Genomic DNA, 14,175 nt, shown 5'->3' with positions numbered 1-14,175 from the left:
AGAAGTTAGCATATACTAACCACGCATACACTATATCATACTATTTTTCAAATGTCCACACCTTTTTTATGAAATCATTAATGTGAATCCACAGCCAAATGGGAGGGGACTGGCATCTTTCGGTAGTAACGCTGCCTCTTCAAACAGCTGCGTGGAGAAAGGGGCCTGTCCCCGAATGCTGGTCTATTCGAAGAAATAAAGAGCCTGCTTCCCCGGAGGTAGGACTATACCAGTCAACATCCGGGGACAGGCCCCTTTCTCCACGCAGCTGCTTGAAGAGGTAGTGTTACTACCGAAAGATGCCAGTCCCCTCCCATTTGACTGTGAATAATAACCATATATATTTAACGGTTCGCTTTCTGCACATGCTGTTTCAGCTTTTCAAAAGTGACGGGACTGATCACATGCTCGATCCGGCACGCATCTTCCGCGGCTGTCTTCTCATCCACGCCGATATCCATCAGATAATCTGTCAGCAGTTGATGCCGTTCATAGATCGTCTCCGCAATCTCGCGTCCGGAATCCGTAAGTTCGATCAGCCCTTTCGCATCGACAGTGATATGCCCCGCGCTTTTCAAAACAGATACGGCCCGGCTGACACTGGGCTTAGAAAACGATAATTCGTTGGCGACATCGATAGACCGCACTGCCCCATATTTTAATTTCAAAACCAAAATTGTCTCCAGATAATTTTCTCCTGATTCCTGTATCTTCATATACTTACCCTTCTTCTTGTAAAATTACCATAACTCCAATATCTATCGCTCCAATATAATCATAGTAACATATTAACATTTGCCATTTGGTTTTTCAACCGAATCCTAAGTAAGAAAATTTTTCCATATAAGGGGTTGACAAAATGAGTTAGCAGAGGTAAACTTATCACGACAAAAGAATTAGCCACTGCTAATTAAAGCTCACAGAAAAAATAGAATGTTTGAGGTAAATTTCTATTTTTTTAATCGCAAGAAGTTAGTTTGAGCTAACAGAGGTGGTCCTGGATCATTCAAATAGAAAATCTGAGGTGAATCGTATGGAACATGCAGCATTACTTTCTACACATACCGGACACGGAAAATCTGTTCAGACGAATCAGACGATGCAGACATGCGCGTCACAGATCCCGCTTTCCATGGCAGGGACAGGGGTTGAGGTTTCGGTTGTATCGATCAGAGGGAAGGACGACACGAAGCGGTTTTTACGTAATCTGGGGTTTGTTGAGGGGGCATCGGCTACGGTGGTTTCAGAAATGAATGGGAATGTGATCGTAAATGTTAAGGGCACCCGAGTGGCGATCAGCAGATCTATGGCAAACCGTATTCTGACGGCATGTTAATTATCGGAAAAAATATGGCCGCAGATTTTGCGGAACTGGAGGTAAGGGAATGAGAACACTCAAAGATGTAAAATGTGGAGAAACCGTTTCTGTTATGAAGCTGAACGGAACGGGAGCACTGAAAAGAAGGATTATGGATATGGGTATCACCAGAGGGACACAGATCTATGTCCGTAAGGTGGCGCCGCTTGGTGATCCTGTGGAAGTGAATGTGAGGGGATATGAGCTGACCATCCGTAAGAACGAGGCGGAAAATATTGAAGTGGCTTAGTTACCCGCAAAGCTCTGACTATACAAGGAGTTTCGCTTGCGAAACTCTATTTTACAGGGTGGAGGTTAGCGTAAACTAACAAAAGCAGGTGTGTGAATGATCATGGCGGTGCCATGAATACTATCAATCAGAAGGAGGAAAAACATATGAGTATCAAGATTGCTCTGGCAGGTAATCCCAACTGCGGCAAGACAACGATGTTCAACGACCTGACCGGTTCCAGTCAATATGTGGGAAACTGGCCTGGAGTTACGGTGGAGAAAAAAGAGGGGAAGTTAAAGGGACATAAGGATGTAATTATCACGGACCTTCCGGGAATATATTCCCTGTCACCTTATACGCTGGAAGAGGTGGTCAGCCGGAACTATCTGATCAATGAACGGCCGGATGCGATCATCAATCTGGTGGACGGAACGAATCTGGAGAGAAACCTGTATCTGACAACACAGATTATCGAACTTGGAATTCCCGTGGTAATCGCTTTAAATATGATGGATCTGGTAGAAAAGTCCGGAGATAAGATCGATGCGAAGAAGCTGGGCGCCGCGCTAGGATGTGAGGTGGTGGAGACTTCCGCACTGAAGGGAAAAGGCTCCATGGAGGCGGCGGAGAAAGCCATCCGTCTGGCCGCCGCCAAAGCGGTGTCGGCTCCGAGACATGAGTTCGGCAAACCGGTGGAAGAAGCTTTAAAAGCGATCGCGGATCTGAATGAAGGTGTTGTGAAGCAGGAACATACCCGCTGGTATGCAGTGAAGATGTTTGAGCGGGATGAGAAGGTGATGGAGGAGATCCGGCTGGATCAGTCGGCAAAGGATAGGCTGGAGACGATCATCTCATCGGTGGAAAAAGAACTGGATGACGATTCAGAGAGTATCATCACGAATGAGAGATATGACTACATTACGAACCTGATGAAAAAATGTGTACATAAGCAAAGAAAAGGAATGACAGCCTCTGACAAGATAGACAGGGTGGTCACCAACCGTTTTTTGGCACTGCCGATTTTCTTTGTGGTGATGTGTATCGTGTATTTCGTGTCAGTGTCCTGGCTGGGCACGATCGTCACAGACTGGACCAATGATACCTTCTTTGGAGAATGGATCCAGCCCGCCGTCGGAGGATGGCTGGAAAGCGTGGGAGCGGCGTCATGGCTGATCGGCCTTATCGTTGACGGTATCATCGGCGGCGTGGGAGCAGTGCTGGGCTTTGTTCCGCAGATGCTGATTCTGTTCTTCTTCCTCTCCATACTGGAGGATTGCGGTTATATGGCCCGGGTGGCCTTTATTATGGACCGTATTTTCCGTAAATTCGGTTTGTCCGGCAAGAGCTTTATCCCCATGCTGATATCTTCCGGCTGCGGGGTTCCCGGTGTAATGGCTACTAAGACAATTGAAAATGAAAAAGACCGTCGGATGACCATCATGACGACTACTTTCATCCCCTGCGGAGCGAAGCTTCCGATTATCGCCCTGATCGGCGCTGCCATGTTCCCGCAGTTTACCCTGATGGGGCCTCTGCTGTATTTCCTGGGAGTGGTTACGGTCGTGATATCCGGAATTATTTTAAAGAAAACAAAGATGTTCGCGGGAGATCCGGCCCCCTTTGTTATGGAACTGCCTCAGTATCATATCCCTGCTGCGAAAGGCGTGTTGATTCACATGTGGGAAAGAGGAAAAGCATTTATCATTAAAGCAGGTACCGTAATCTTTGTGGCCTGCGGCGTGATCTGGTTCCTGTCCAACTTTGGATTCGCAGACGGCGGATTTGGAATGGTGGAAGAGTCCGCCAGCCTTCTGGCCGTGATCGGTTCGTTCGTAGCCCCGATCTTCGCACCGCTGGGCTTCGGAAACTGGCAGGCCACTGTCGCTACGGTATCCGGACTTGTGGCTAAGGAAAACGTAGTAGGGACCTTAGGAGTTCTGTTTGGCTTGGGAGAAGTGTCCGAAACCGATCCGGGACTGCTGGCACAGATCAGCCTGATGTTTCCTCATGCCATGGCCGCAGTGTCCTTCCTGGCCTTTAACCTGTTATGCGCCCCTTGTTTCGCGGCAATCGGAGCCATCAAACGGGAAATGGCCAGCGCAAAGTGGACCTGGTTCGCGATCGGCTATCAGACCATTCTGGCCTACGCGTTTGCTTTGATCATCAATCAGCTGGGTGGATTGATTTTAGGGGCTTACAGCTTTGGCGCAGGTACCGTATTTGCGATTCTGGTTCTGCTCGGATTCCTGTATCTCCTGTTTCGGCCGGCTGCCAAACACAGAAGGGCTGAAACGCCTGCCGGTGTCAGGGCATAGACGCAGACGTATTGGATTCCTGTAATTGATATCCTGAATCACAACTCAGTTATCAGTCTCCATGCGGTGAAAAAGGAGGTTTTCTTATGAATTTACCAACGATTCTCATCAGTTTGGCAGTTCTCGGACTATATGCGCTGGCGATCCGCTATATGCACCGTAACGGATCATGCGCGGGATGTACATCCTGCGGAACTCATAACCGACTGGAGCAATCCGGCTGCAGCGGCTGCTGCAATCAGTGTTCTTTTCATTGCCAGAGCGGCAGCGCGAAGAAAGAGTAAGGCCAGGGAGATAACCCCTATGAGTCCATAAACTACATGCTTTAAAAATCCCGGCCGGTGGAATCTTGAGGCCGGGATTTTTGGATTTTATAGGAAAGTGCTCCTATGAAATAAAAAACGCTCTGCGGGATCGCACTGCGGCGGAAAGGAAGATGCAATTTGTGATTACTTTGTTAAATAAAAAACTTTTCGTTTGGGCTGGAAACTTTTGGGGAAATACTATACAATAGTACATGAAGTGTTAAGACAAAGATAAAAAAGAAACAGAAAACAGAAAAATAGAAATGGGGTTTTCTAATGGAAGCGGTTCAGGTGAAAAGGAATAAAAGTTCTCTTTATTTATTATGGATGTTTCTTATTCTGATGATCGGGGTATGCATCGGGACATTTACGTTAGGAGTAAAGAAAGTCTATGCAGCGGATCAGACGACCCAGGCGGTTACTGCGGAGACCGGCAGCGAACAGACGCAAAGTTCTGAGTCGACGGAAGGAAGCACATTTCTGGCCATTTTTCTGATCGGGATTATTTTTATTGTCATTGTTGTGGTGATCGTTGTTTCAGCCGTGTCTTCTTCCGTTATTGGCGCAGGTGTTTTTATTGCCGGTGATGAGGCGGACCAGAATTAAGTGATGAGTATCTAGTATTACGCCGAATATTATTTTATTTTGTATAAAGAAGAAATCCTGTGGATAGATGGCTGTAATTGATAAGCCTTTCTATATCATAGGATTTTTTGAATGAGATCAATGATCCAGCGAAGCGGTTATTGATCTGCGTTATATAAGTAGTATAAAGTCCATAGATAGGAATGGATAAAATAGGATATAATAGGAAAAGCAGGATGAAGAGGAAAAGCAGGATGAACAGGGCAAGCAGGATAAACAAGAGGAACAAATTAACAGGAAATATAGATATCCCTGCAGTAAATCAGGTATCCTGCGTACGGTTTGTTTCCAGAATAAGGATCGAAATCTGCAGTACATAATTTTCATATCCTTTTACTGACAGATCATCCAACAGTACATCCTCATAAAAATATTCTCCCAGCCGGTAACCGGCATTCTGCGCATAAGCCATCATACGCTCGTAGGTCTGATACAGTGTTTCATACCCGCCGGTGTGGTAAGCGGTCAGATAGGTGCCGGCTTCCTTTTGGAAAACGGGAAGTTTTCCTGGCTTTTCCATCAACTGCGTGTAAAAGAAACTGTAGTCTCCGAAGCTGCCGGCAGCTATGGCCTCATGGCGGATCAGGGAGCCTATCGAATAGGGACTGCTGATATTATGGGAATCACAATAGCGGATATGGTTAGCCATGGATAGAGCCACATTCCGGTCGCTTGTCAGCGGAACAGATTCCGTCAGAACCAGATAGGCCTTTGGCGTGGCTACAGGCCCGATGGAGCTGAGATCAAGCTGCAGGGCCTGACAGGTGAGATCCGCTTTTCTGTGAATCAGTTTTTCCATGCGCTGCATGGCTTTCAGGCGGCTATGCAGCTTCTCCTCCTCCGTATTTAACAGGGCGACCAGTTCCTGTGGACTTCGCCGGTCAAGATAGGCTTTGATATCAGAGAGCGGCATATCCAGTTCTCTGAGCATATGGATGACATTGAATACTTCAATCTGCGCTACGGTATAATACCGGTATCCATTGTCAAGCCGCACAGCGGGAGAGAAAATGCCCAGATTGTCATAGTGAAATAGGGTATGTTTGGTCACACCGCACAGTTTTGCGAATTCTCCGGTTGTAAAGTAGGCGGGCGTATATTCTTCCATGTTGGTCCCCTCCTTTTAGATCCATTGATACTTTCCTCTTATTATAGAAGTTGATTGGAAAATGTGCAAGAGGGCGGATACAGAGGGTATTTGTGAAAATTCCCTGAACAGTTGGATAGAAGGATGGAATTTTGAAAAAAAGTGTGATACAGTAAAACCCAGAAGAAAGAGAAGAGAGGACTATAAAGATGAAAAAGAAATTACTAGTTGCCGCAATACTGGCGGCAATGACTATGTTTGCAGCAGCCTGCGGTTCCGACGACACGAAAGGCAACAGCTCCACGGACAACGCAGGGCAGAGCTCTGAGGCGGAAGCGACTCCCGCGGGTCAGGATAGCGGAACCGGCCAGTCTGATTCCGGTGAGGCAAAGGATGGACAGACCGCGTCGACGGAGGATCTGGGAATCGATGTGGAATATCAGTTTGAGGAACCCAAGGCCGGAGATACAATCGCGGAGCTTCAGGTGAAAGACTTCGGGACCATTAAGATAAAGCTTTTCCCCGATGTGGCGCCGAAAGCGGTAGAGAACTTTGTAACCCACGCGAAAGACGGTTATTTTGACGGTCTGACCTTCCACCGGGTGATTCATGAATTCATGATCCAGGGCGGCGATCCCAATGGGGACGGTACCGGAGGCGAGAGCATCTGGGGGGAACCATTTGAGGACGAGTTTTCAAACAGCCTTTATCCCTGGCGGGGCGCGCTCTGTATGGCAAACTCCGGGAGCAATACCAATGGCAGCCAGTTTTTTATAGTACAGAATGAAAAATATGACGAGTCCCTGGTGTCTGAGATGGAGTCTATGGAATGGCCTCAGGAGATCATAGATAAATATAAGGAAAAAGGCGGAGCTCCCTGGTTGTTCGGACAGCACACGGTATTCGGTCAGGTGTTCGAGGGGCTGGATGTGGTAGACGCCATCGCTGAGGTAGAGACGTCGGAACCCGGAGTCAAGGATAAACCGGTTACCGATGTAATCATTGAAAAAGTTACTACTTATGTAAAAGAATGAGATAATCCTATCTAAAAAGAATGGATAAAAAGGAGGCTTTGGTATGGAAAGACTGAAAATACTGGTTGTGGATGATGAGAGCAGAATGCGCAAGCTGGTCAGTGATTTCCTGACCAAACAAAATTATGAGGTGCTGGAGGCAGAAGACGGCGCCCAGGCCATAGATATATTTTTTGAGGTGAAAGACATCGCGCTGATCATCCTGGACGTGATGATGCCGAAGATGGACGGATGGCAGGTATGCCGGGAGATCCGCCAGTACTCCCGGGTGCCCATCATTATGCTGACAGCCAGGGCGGATGAGAGGGATGAGCTGCAGGGCTTTGAGCTGGGAGTGGATGAATATGTAACCAAGCCGTTCAGCCCGAAGATTCTGGTGGCTAGAGTGGAGGCGATCCTGCGCCGGGCAAATGCCATCGTATCCGACGATATTTTAAGCGCCGGCGGTATCGAGGTGAACAAAGCTGCCCACATCGTGACCATAGACGGCAGCGCGGTGGAATTAAGCTATAAGGAATTCGAGCTGCTTACCTATTTTATGGAAAACCAGGGACTGGCTTTATCCAGGGAAAAGATTCTGAATAATGTCTGGAATTATGATTATTTTGGTGATGCCAGAACGATTGATACCCATGTGAAGAAGCTTAGAAGCAAGCTGGGCAGCAGGGGTGACTATATCAAGACTATATGGGGGATGGGTTATAAATTCGAAGTGGAAGGGTAAGCAGAGCATGCATGGGGAAAAAGAATGAAAAGACATTCATTGAAGATACAGATGGCCGTTATATTTATCATAATCATGGCGTCCACCCTGTTAATCGGCTGGGTAATCAACAATGTGTTTCTGGAGGATTATTATATTCTAAAGAAACAGGATGACCTGGTAGGTACCTACAACCAGTTAAACCGGGCAGCCAGCGAGAATAACTTCACCTCACCCGAGAGTCTGGGGCTTTTAAAAGTGCGGCTTCAGAAGGGCAATATTTCCATGTATGTGGTTACTCCCAACGGAGGTGCGCTGAAGTACTGTCCGAATGAGGAAGAATCCACGCTGCGGGACCAGTTATATGATTACATCACGGATCCGGACATTACCATGGACGGGAAAGAACCCTATGCAGTTCACAAGTTCATCGATCCGGATTCGGGGACGGAGTATGTGGAAATGTGGGGAATGCTGGACAGGGGGGATGTATTCCTGCTGCGTTCTCCGGTATCCAGTATCCAGGAAAGTGTCCTGATATCCAATCGTTTCATGGCATATATCGGGCTGGTAATCATCGTGGTCAGCGCGCTGATCATCTGGCTGATCTCCAGACGGATCACGGAGCCAATCCTGGAGCTGGCGCTAATATCGGAGAAAATGACGAAGTTAGACTTTGACGCCAAGTACCACAGGGTCTGTAAAAACGAGATCGATATACTGGGGCACCATATGAACCAGATGGCGGAGACGCTGGAGCACACCATATCCAAGCTGAAAACGGCCAACAACGAGCTGCAAAAGGACATACAGGAGAAAATCCAGATCGACGAGATGAGAAAAGAATTTCTCTCAAACGTCTCCCATGAACTGAAAACGCCCATCGCCCTGATTCAGGGCTATGCGGAAGGTTTAAAGGAATGCATCAATGACGACGACCAGAGCAGGGACTTTTACTGTGAGGTAATCATGGATGAGGCATCCAAGATGAATCTGATGGTCAAAAATCTGCTGAGCCTGAATCAGTTGGAATTCGGCAATGACAAGGTGCAGATGGAGCGGTTCGACATGACCTCCCTGATCCGGAATATCTTAATGTCCACGGATATCCTCATCCGGCAGAACGAAATCAAAGTGATATTCAAGGAAGAAGAACCGGTCTATGTCTGGGCGGATGAATTCAAAGTGGAAGAAGTCTTTACCAATTACCTGAGCAACGCGATCCATCACGCAGCCAACGAAAAAATCATAGAAATCCGAATGATTCCCATGGATAAGAATGTAAGAATCTCCGTATTCAATACAGGAATACCCATCCCGGCGGAGGATATCGGACACGTCTGGGATAAATTCTACAAAGTGGATAAAGCCAGGACAAGAGAATATGGCGGCAGCGGTATTGGCCTGTCCATTGTAAAAGCCATCATGGAATCTTTCCACAAGGAATGCGGGGTACAAAATTATGAAAATGGTGTGGAATTCTGGTTTGACCTGGATAAAGGTTTCTGAAAAGCTACTATGACCTTTCATAGAGTTTACAAAAAAGACGATTCCTGATGATAGATAGAAATAAAGTGGGTGCCGCAAAAACACAGTCTTCGAAAATGGACGCTTTGTGTTTGTGTGACACCCTCTTCTATTCTGTTTAAACTCTTTCCCATTCCAGAGCATCTCCCGGCCAATGCAAAGGAAAAGCATCCGGATCTTATGTAATTACATGGAAAAACTGCCGGTCTCTGTCTCGTTAATTACGTAATAAATCATATTTTCTTCGGGTTTCAAGTAGATATCCATTGTTTTGATATCTTTCACTTTGTTGCCGGCTTCCAGCCAAATGCTTTTGACGTGATCTATGACTTCCTTGTCACACATATGGCGTCCAGCGTATTCCAATACCACCTGACATTTCATAACACAATACCTCCCTAAAGAAACACAGATTAAAACTACGGTATAAATATAGTACAGTTTATGGTAAAATGCAATTGGCCCCAAAAAGATTGTGGAATTCTCTACGCTAAAGCGCTAAAATTCAGGGGATCATAGGTAATAATCCATAAACCGAAAGGGAAAATATGACATTTCCCTTTTCATTATATGCAGAACAGGAGGCAATATGAGTTCAAAAATCAGAGAATATTTACAACAATCAGATCGGATTCTGATCGGAATCGGAGAAGAAATTACCGCAAAATCCGACCAGGATACGCGTAAATGTGTCTATGAGGCACTAAATAACCTGCTAACCGGAAAAAATTACTACATCGTCTCTTTAGCAGAAGATGACCAGATGCTGCACACACCATTTGACCCGGCCAGAATCGTAACTCCTCTCTACACAGAAGAGGAAAAAGGAGAGCTTTACTGGAACACATACCTGCAATGGCTGTCTCAGACCCTCAATCATGACCTTTTCATCCTGGAGCTGGGCGCGGGCTTCCAATATCCGCAGATCATCCGTTTTCCCTTTGAAAAAACCGCCTACTTCAATCAAAAGTCCCATTTTATCCGTGTCCACTCCAAACTCTACCAGGTACCGACGCAGAGCGCAGACCGCTCCGAGGCCATCCAGGCGGATCCAGGGGAGTGGGTGCTGCGGATTTAGGTTTGGTTTTCGGACAGTCTCACGGGGGGATGAGAAAGCAGGCGGAATGGACATGTCCCCTTTTTTATGGTACACTGGTTGACAGAAAAAATAAGGATGTGGTGCGGATGATAGCGATCATTGACTATGATGCAGGTAATATTAAGAGCGTGGAAAAAGCACTGGTATCTCTGGGGCAGGAGGTCGTGCTGACCAGAGACCGGGATACCATATTGACGGCGGATAAGGTGATTCTTCCGGGTGTCGGTTCCTTTGGGGATGCCATGGCGAATCTGCGGGCTTATGGACTGGACGATGTGATCCGGGAAGTGGCCGGAAAGAATATTCCTTTCCTGGGAATCTGCCTGGGGCTTCAGCTGTTGTTTGAACATAGCGAAGAGAGCCCGGGGGTGGAAGGGCTGGGAATTCTGAAGGGCGAGATTGTAAAGATCCCGAAGCAGGAGGGGCTGAAGATCCCCCATATGGGCTGGAATTCTCTGGAGCTTATGAATCATGGACGTCTCTTTCAGGGACTGCCAGAACATCCTTATGTTTACTTTGTGCATTCGTATTATCTGCGTGCGGAGGACGAGGGGATTGTAAAGGCTGTGACGGGTTATAGTACCAAAATACATGCTTCGGTGGAAAAGGGCAGCGTGTTCGCTTGTCAGTTCCATCCGGAGAAAAGCAGTGATGTGGGGTTGCAGATTCTTAAAAATTTTGCTGCCATCGATAAGGAGGAATGTTAGATGTTTACGAAACGGATCATTCCATGTCTGGATGTACATAATGGACGGGTAGTAAAAGGAGTTAATTTTGTGAATCTGCGGGACGCCGGAGATCCGGTAGAGATCGCGGCAGCATATGACAGAGCAGGAGCGGATGAGCTGGTGTTCCTGGATATCACCGCTTCCTCAGACGCCAGAGAAACAGTAGTGGATATGGTTCGCAAGGTGGCTGAAAAGGTATTTATTCCTTTTACGGTAGGAGGCGGCATTCGAAGTGTGGACGACTTCCGGGCACTCCTGCGGGAAGGCGCGGATAAGATATCCATCAATTCCTCCGCGATCCAGAATCCTGACCTGATCCGGGAGGCGGCGGACAAATTCGGCAGCCAGTGCGTGGTCGTGGCAATCGATGCAAAGAGAAGAGAGGATAACAGCGGCTGGAATATCTATAAAAACGGCGGCCGGATCGATGTGGGAATCGATGCGATCGCCTGGGCCCGCATGGCCGAGCAGTTAGGAGCCGGAGAGATCCTTCTGACCAGCATGGACTGTGACGGGACCAAAGCCGGATATGATATCGAGCTCACCAGACAGATCGCCGACCGTGTCTCTATTCCGGTCATCGCATCCGGAGGAGCCGGTACAAAAGAACATTTCTATGAAGCGCTCACAAAGGGCGGTGCCGACGCCGCGCTGGCAGCCTCCCTGTTCCACTATAAAGAACTGGAAATCAAAGAAGTAAAAGAATACCTGAACCAACGCGGAGTATCCGTCCGCCTGTAGAAAAGGAGTGAGACTATGCCACCGATCAGCAATGACTGGCTTGAGCCCTTAGCGGCCGAATTCAAGAAACCATATTACATCCAATTACATAAAACGATCCTGAACGAGTACAATACCAGAAGAATCTACCCCAGTGCGGATGACCTGTTCAATGCGTTCCACCTGACCCCTCTTCACGATGTCAAAGTAGTGATCTTAGGCCAGGATCCCTATCATGGCAACGGCCAGGCCCACGGCCTTTGTTTTTCTGTAAAACCGGATGTGGAGATCCCTCCTTCCCTGGTCAATATCTATCAGGAGCTGCACGATGACTGCGGCTGCTACATTCCCAACAACGGCTATCTGGTAAAATGGGCTGAGCAGGGAGTCCTGTTACTGAATACCGTACTGACCGTCCGTGCCCATCAGGCGAATTCCCACCGCGGAATCGGATGGGAAGAATTCACCGACGCAGCCATCCGCGCGCTGAACGATCAGGACCGTCCGATCGTATTCATTCTGTGGGGCCGCCCCGCCCAATCCAAAAAGGCCATGCTCAACAACCCCAGGCATCTGATCCTGGAAGCTCCCCATCCCAGCCCTCTATCGGCATCCAGAGGCTTTTTCGGGAGCCGGCCTTTCAGCCAGACCAATGCGTTCCTCGAAAAGAACGGGCTGCAGCCTATCGACTGGCAGATCGAGAATATTTAACTGATGGCCGGAGATTAGGTCCATTGGGTCCATTGGGTCCGGTAAGGGCTGAGGCGGGTATGCGGCGGCTGGTTTCTGGCCGGACGGCCGGGTTTTGGGCGGCGGCCTCCCGGGGAGTCTTATGCTTTGCTGAAATTGCGCACCCTTCACTGGACGGGCCTAAGGGAGAAAGAGCGGGACAGGAGGAACATCGTGCCTATTCACCAAGAATTTCTGAAGAAATTCTCGGTTCAGAGGCACTCAAATTTTTGCAAGGTAAGCAAAAATTTGGTTCCCCCTGTCCCGCTCTTTCTCCCTAAGGCCCGCCACAGCTCGTGTGAGCAATTTCAGCAAAGCATAAGACTCCCCGGGAGGCCGTCGCCCAAAACCCGGCTGTCCGGCCAGAAACCAGCCGCCGCATACCCACCTCAGCCCTTACCTGCTTTGGCTCAATTTTCGATCGGATATGAGGTGTTTTGATTAATTTGAATAATGAGTTGTGTTGGTGGCAATATATACTGTATTCTGGTTTATTTTTCTGAAAGCGCAGGTCAAAAATAGTCGGCGGTGGTTACGTCTCCGTTTTTTGGAGAGTATTCCCCCATCATTGTCCGGATTGGCCGGCTGTTGGCCGGCTAATAGACGGAAAACTGTTGCAAATATGGGGAAGTCTGGTATAATTGAGTAGGAGTTATGATTTTGGAAATGCTTAGGAGGTCAGTTGGATGGCAGAGACTAGAAACACATATATGATACACGCAGATGGGAATCTGGGTGAGGTGCAGATCGCAGATGAAGTGGTTACCATTATTGCGGGACTTGCCGCTACGGAAGTAGAGGGTGTCGCGTCTATGGCGGGAAATATCACCAATGAGCTGGTCAGCAAGCTGGGGATGAAGAATTTGAGCAAGGGCGTTAAGGCTGAGATCGTGGATAACAATGTCAGTGTGGAACTGGCTCTGAATCTGAAATATGGTTATAATATTCCGGAAACCAGCGAGAAGGTTCAGGACCGGGTCAAGACCGCGATTGAGAACATGACAGGGTTGCAGGTGATTGACGTGAATATCCGGATCGCCGGCGTGGAGATGGAAAAAAGTAATTAATCCTTTTTTCTTTGAAAAGAATATAGTATAATAGGGGTGTCTGTGCAAGACACCCTTTTTATTATAGGACGGGAAGTGCGTATCAAACAGGGAGTATGATTTGACAGACAGTGCGTTTTGACGTACCGATGGTCACGGCAGGCAGAGCTGATATGTATGGAGCGGTACGGTTTGCTTAAAGGGTGCGGCGCAGAAGTAATCGATTAGGAGAGAAAACATGGGAAGAAGAGAATTGCGGGAACATATTTTCCGGCTGTTATTCCGAATTGAATTTCATAAGGAAGAGGAGATGCAGGAGCAGATCGCTCTTTATTTTGACAGCCTGGAGGAGGTACCACAGGACCCGGATCTGGAATATATACGGAAGAAATATATGGATGTGTCGGCCAGGGTGGAAGAGATCGACAGGAAGCTGGATGAAGTGACGGAAGGCTGGTCCGTGAAGCGTATGGGCAAGGTGGATCTGGCTGTCTTAAGGCTGGCGGTGTATGAACTGCTGTATGATGAGGATATCCCTACCGGGGTGGCGATCAACGAGGCAGTGGAGCTGTGTAAAAAATACGGCGGGGAGGAATCCCCTGCTTTTGTGAATGGAGTGCTTGCGAAGCTGGCGTAAGGCGGGCGCAT

17 protein-coding genes are annotated in these 14,175 nt (G+C 48.0%); 14 read left to right on the top strand and 3 right to left on the bottom strand.

From position 1 onward, the window contains the following. Positions 1-344: 344 nt before the first annotated feature. Positions 345-716 (bottom strand): metal-dependent transcriptional regulator, encoded by a 372-nt coding sequence (locus KTH90_RS03575; protein ID WP_158349762.1) that lies wholly within the window; start codon positions 714-716, stop codon positions 345-347. 404 nt (positions 717-1,120) lie between these two features. On the opposite strand from KTH90_RS03575, the gene KTH90_RS03570 reads away from it, so the two are divergent. The 5 genes from KTH90_RS03570 (at position 1,121) to KTH90_RS03550 (ending at position 4,815) form a co-directional block, all read left to right on the top strand. Further along, on the top strand, positions 1,121-1,336 hold the full coding sequence (locus tag KTH90_RS03570) for a FeoA family protein (RefSeq protein ID WP_334300910.1): 216 nt from the start codon (positions 1,121-1,123) through the stop codon (positions 1,334-1,336). A gap of 49 nt (positions 1,337-1,385) precedes the next feature. Further along, on the top strand, positions 1,386-1,607 hold the full coding sequence (locus tag KTH90_RS03565; RefSeq protein WP_158347382.1) for a FeoA family protein: 222 nt from the start codon (positions 1,386-1,388) through the stop codon (positions 1,605-1,607). Between the two features lie 146 nt (positions 1,608-1,753). Continuing rightward, entirely contained in the window at positions 1,754-3,904 is a 2,151-nt protein-coding gene (feoB, locus tag KTH90_RS03560; protein WP_158349761.1) for a ferrous iron transport protein B, read from the top strand. 86 nt (positions 3,905-3,990) lie between these two features. After that, a complete protein-coding gene (locus tag KTH90_RS03555; protein WP_158349760.1) occupies positions 3,991-4,188 on the top strand; it encodes a FeoB-associated Cys-rich membrane protein in 198 nt (65 codons plus the stop codon). A 312-nt stretch (positions 4,189-4,500) separates the two neighbouring features. Beyond that, on the top strand, positions 4,501-4,815 hold the full coding sequence (locus KTH90_RS03550; RefSeq protein ID WP_158349759.1) for a hypothetical protein: 315 nt from the start codon (positions 4,501-4,503) through the stop codon (positions 4,813-4,815). Positions 4,816-5,116: 301 nt separating this feature from the next. Here KTH90_RS03550 and KTH90_RS03545 read toward each other — a convergent pair whose 3' ends face one another. After that, positions 5,117-5,962, bottom strand: a complete 846-nt coding sequence (locus KTH90_RS03545; RefSeq protein WP_158349758.1) for a MerR family transcriptional regulator — start codon at positions 5,960-5,962, stop codon at positions 5,117-5,119. 188 nt (positions 5,963-6,150) lie between these two features. Between KTH90_RS03545 and KTH90_RS03540 the strand changes: the two genes are divergently transcribed. From KTH90_RS03540 to KTH90_RS03530, 3 genes are read left to right on the top strand one after another with little or no spacing between them, the layout of a single operon-like run. Next, entirely contained in the window at positions 6,151-6,975 is an 825-nt protein-coding gene (locus tag KTH90_RS03540) for a peptidylprolyl isomerase (RefSeq protein ID WP_158349757.1), read from the top strand. Positions 6,976-7,018: 43 nt separating this feature from the next. Further along, positions 7,019-7,699, top strand: coding sequence for a response regulator transcription factor (locus KTH90_RS03535; RefSeq protein WP_158349756.1), 681 nt, complete (start codon positions 7,019-7,021; stop codon positions 7,697-7,699). Between the two features lie 24 nt (positions 7,700-7,723). Continuing rightward, positions 7,724-9,187: a sensor histidine kinase gene (locus tag KTH90_RS03530; RefSeq protein ID WP_158349755.1), complete on the top strand. Its 1,464-nt coding sequence runs from the start codon at positions 7,724-7,726 to the stop codon at positions 9,185-9,187. Between the two features lie 204 nt (positions 9,188-9,391). On the opposite strand, the gene KTH90_RS03525 is transcribed toward KTH90_RS03530, so the two are convergent. Further along, positions 9,392-9,589: a DUF6465 family protein gene (locus KTH90_RS03525; protein WP_158349754.1), complete on the bottom strand. Its 198-nt coding sequence runs from the start codon at positions 9,587-9,589 to the stop codon at positions 9,392-9,394. A gap of 205 nt (positions 9,590-9,794) precedes the next feature. On the opposite strand from KTH90_RS03525, the gene KTH90_RS03520 reads away from it, so the two are divergent. From KTH90_RS03520 to nusB, 6 genes are all read left to right on the top strand, one after another. Beyond that, positions 9,795-10,283 carry a hypothetical protein gene (locus KTH90_RS03520; RefSeq protein WP_158349753.1) on the top strand — a complete coding sequence of 163 codons (489 nt, stop codon included), beginning with the start codon at positions 9,795-9,797 and terminating at the stop codon, positions 10,281-10,283. 107 nt (positions 10,284-10,390) lie between these two features. After that, the gene (gene hisH, locus KTH90_RS03515; RefSeq protein WP_158349752.1) at positions 10,391-11,011 is read left to right on the top strand and encodes an imidazole glycerol phosphate synthase subunit HisH; all 621 of its coding nucleotides are present in this window, start codon (positions 10,391-10,393) and stop codon (positions 11,009-11,011) included. After that, positions 11,012-11,773: an imidazole glycerol phosphate synthase subunit HisF gene (hisF, locus tag KTH90_RS03510; RefSeq protein ID WP_158349751.1), complete on the top strand. Its 762-nt coding sequence runs from the start codon at positions 11,012-11,014 to the stop codon at positions 11,771-11,773. A gap of 15 nt (positions 11,774-11,788) precedes the next feature. Next, on the top strand, positions 11,789-12,463 hold the full coding sequence (locus tag KTH90_RS03505) for a uracil-DNA glycosylase (RefSeq protein ID WP_158349750.1): 675 nt from the start codon (positions 11,789-11,791) through the stop codon (positions 12,461-12,463). A gap of 704 nt (positions 12,464-13,167) precedes the next feature. Then, positions 13,168-13,548: an Asp23/Gls24 family envelope stress response protein gene (locus KTH90_RS03500; RefSeq protein WP_158349749.1), complete on the top strand. Its 381-nt coding sequence runs from the start codon at positions 13,168-13,170 to the stop codon at positions 13,546-13,548. Positions 13,549-13,765: 217 nt separating this feature from the next. After that, entirely contained in the window at positions 13,766-14,164 is a 399-nt protein-coding gene (gene nusB / locus KTH90_RS03495) for a transcription antitermination factor NusB (RefSeq protein WP_158349748.1), read from the top strand. The last annotated feature ends 11 nt before the right edge of the window (positions 14,165-14,175 follow it).

The sequence above is a fragment of the Diplocloster modestus genome (assembly GCF_019042245.1).
Classification (GTDB): domain Bacteria; phylum Bacillota; class Clostridia; order Lachnospirales; family Lachnospiraceae; genus Diplocloster; species Diplocloster modestus.
This window is presented reverse-complemented; position numbering and strand designations above follow the sequence as displayed.

What these genes read in the sequence shown, in the direction of transcription:
- KTH90_RS03575 (WP_158349762.1), bottom strand. Translation starts at nt 716, where the DNA reads ATGAAGATACAGGAATCAGGAGAAAATTATCTGGAGACAATTTTGGTT.
- KTH90_RS03565 (WP_158347382.1), top strand. Translation starts at nt 1,386, where the DNA reads ATGAGAACACTCAAAGATGTAAAATGTGGAGAAACCGTTTCTGTTATG.
- feoB (WP_158349761.1), top strand. Translation starts at nt 1,754, where the DNA reads ATGAGTATCAAGATTGCTCTGGCAGGTAATCCCAACTGCGGCAAGACA.
- KTH90_RS03555 (WP_158349760.1), top strand. Translation starts at nt 3,991, where the DNA reads ATGAATTTACCAACGATTCTCATCAGTTTGGCAGTTCTCGGACTATAT.
- KTH90_RS03545 (WP_158349758.1), bottom strand. Translation starts at nt 5,962, where the DNA reads ATGGAAGAATATACGCCCGCCTACTTTACAACCGGAGAATTCGCAAAA.
- KTH90_RS03540 (WP_158349757.1), top strand. Translation starts at nt 6,151, where the DNA reads ATGAAAAAGAAATTACTAGTTGCCGCAATACTGGCGGCAATGACTATG.
- KTH90_RS03535 (WP_158349756.1), top strand. Translation starts at nt 7,019, where the DNA reads ATGGAAAGACTGAAAATACTGGTTGTGGATGATGAGAGCAGAATGCGC.
- KTH90_RS03530 (WP_158349755.1), top strand. Translation starts at nt 7,724, where the DNA reads ATGAAAAGACATTCATTGAAGATACAGATGGCCGTTATATTTATCATA.
- KTH90_RS03525 (WP_158349754.1), bottom strand. Translation starts at nt 9,589, where the DNA reads ATGAAATGTCAGGTGGTATTGGAATACGCTGGACGCCATATGTGTGAC.
- KTH90_RS03520 (WP_158349753.1), top strand. Translation starts at nt 9,795, where the DNA reads ATGAGTTCAAAAATCAGAGAATATTTACAACAATCAGATCGGATTCTG.
- hisH (WP_158349752.1), top strand. Translation starts at nt 10,391, where the DNA reads ATGATAGCGATCATTGACTATGATGCAGGTAATATTAAGAGCGTGGAA.
- hisF (WP_158349751.1), top strand. Translation starts at nt 11,012, where the DNA reads ATGTTTACGAAACGGATCATTCCATGTCTGGATGTACATAATGGACGG.
- KTH90_RS03505 (WP_158349750.1), top strand. Translation starts at nt 11,789, where the DNA reads ATGCCACCGATCAGCAATGACTGGCTTGAGCCCTTAGCGGCCGAATTC.
- KTH90_RS03500 (WP_158349749.1), top strand. Translation starts at nt 13,168, where the DNA reads ATGGCAGAGACTAGAAACACATATATGATACACGCAGATGGGAATCTG.
- nusB (WP_158349748.1), top strand. Translation starts at nt 13,766, where the DNA reads ATGGGAAGAAGAGAATTGCGGGAACATATTTTCCGGCTGTTATTCCGA.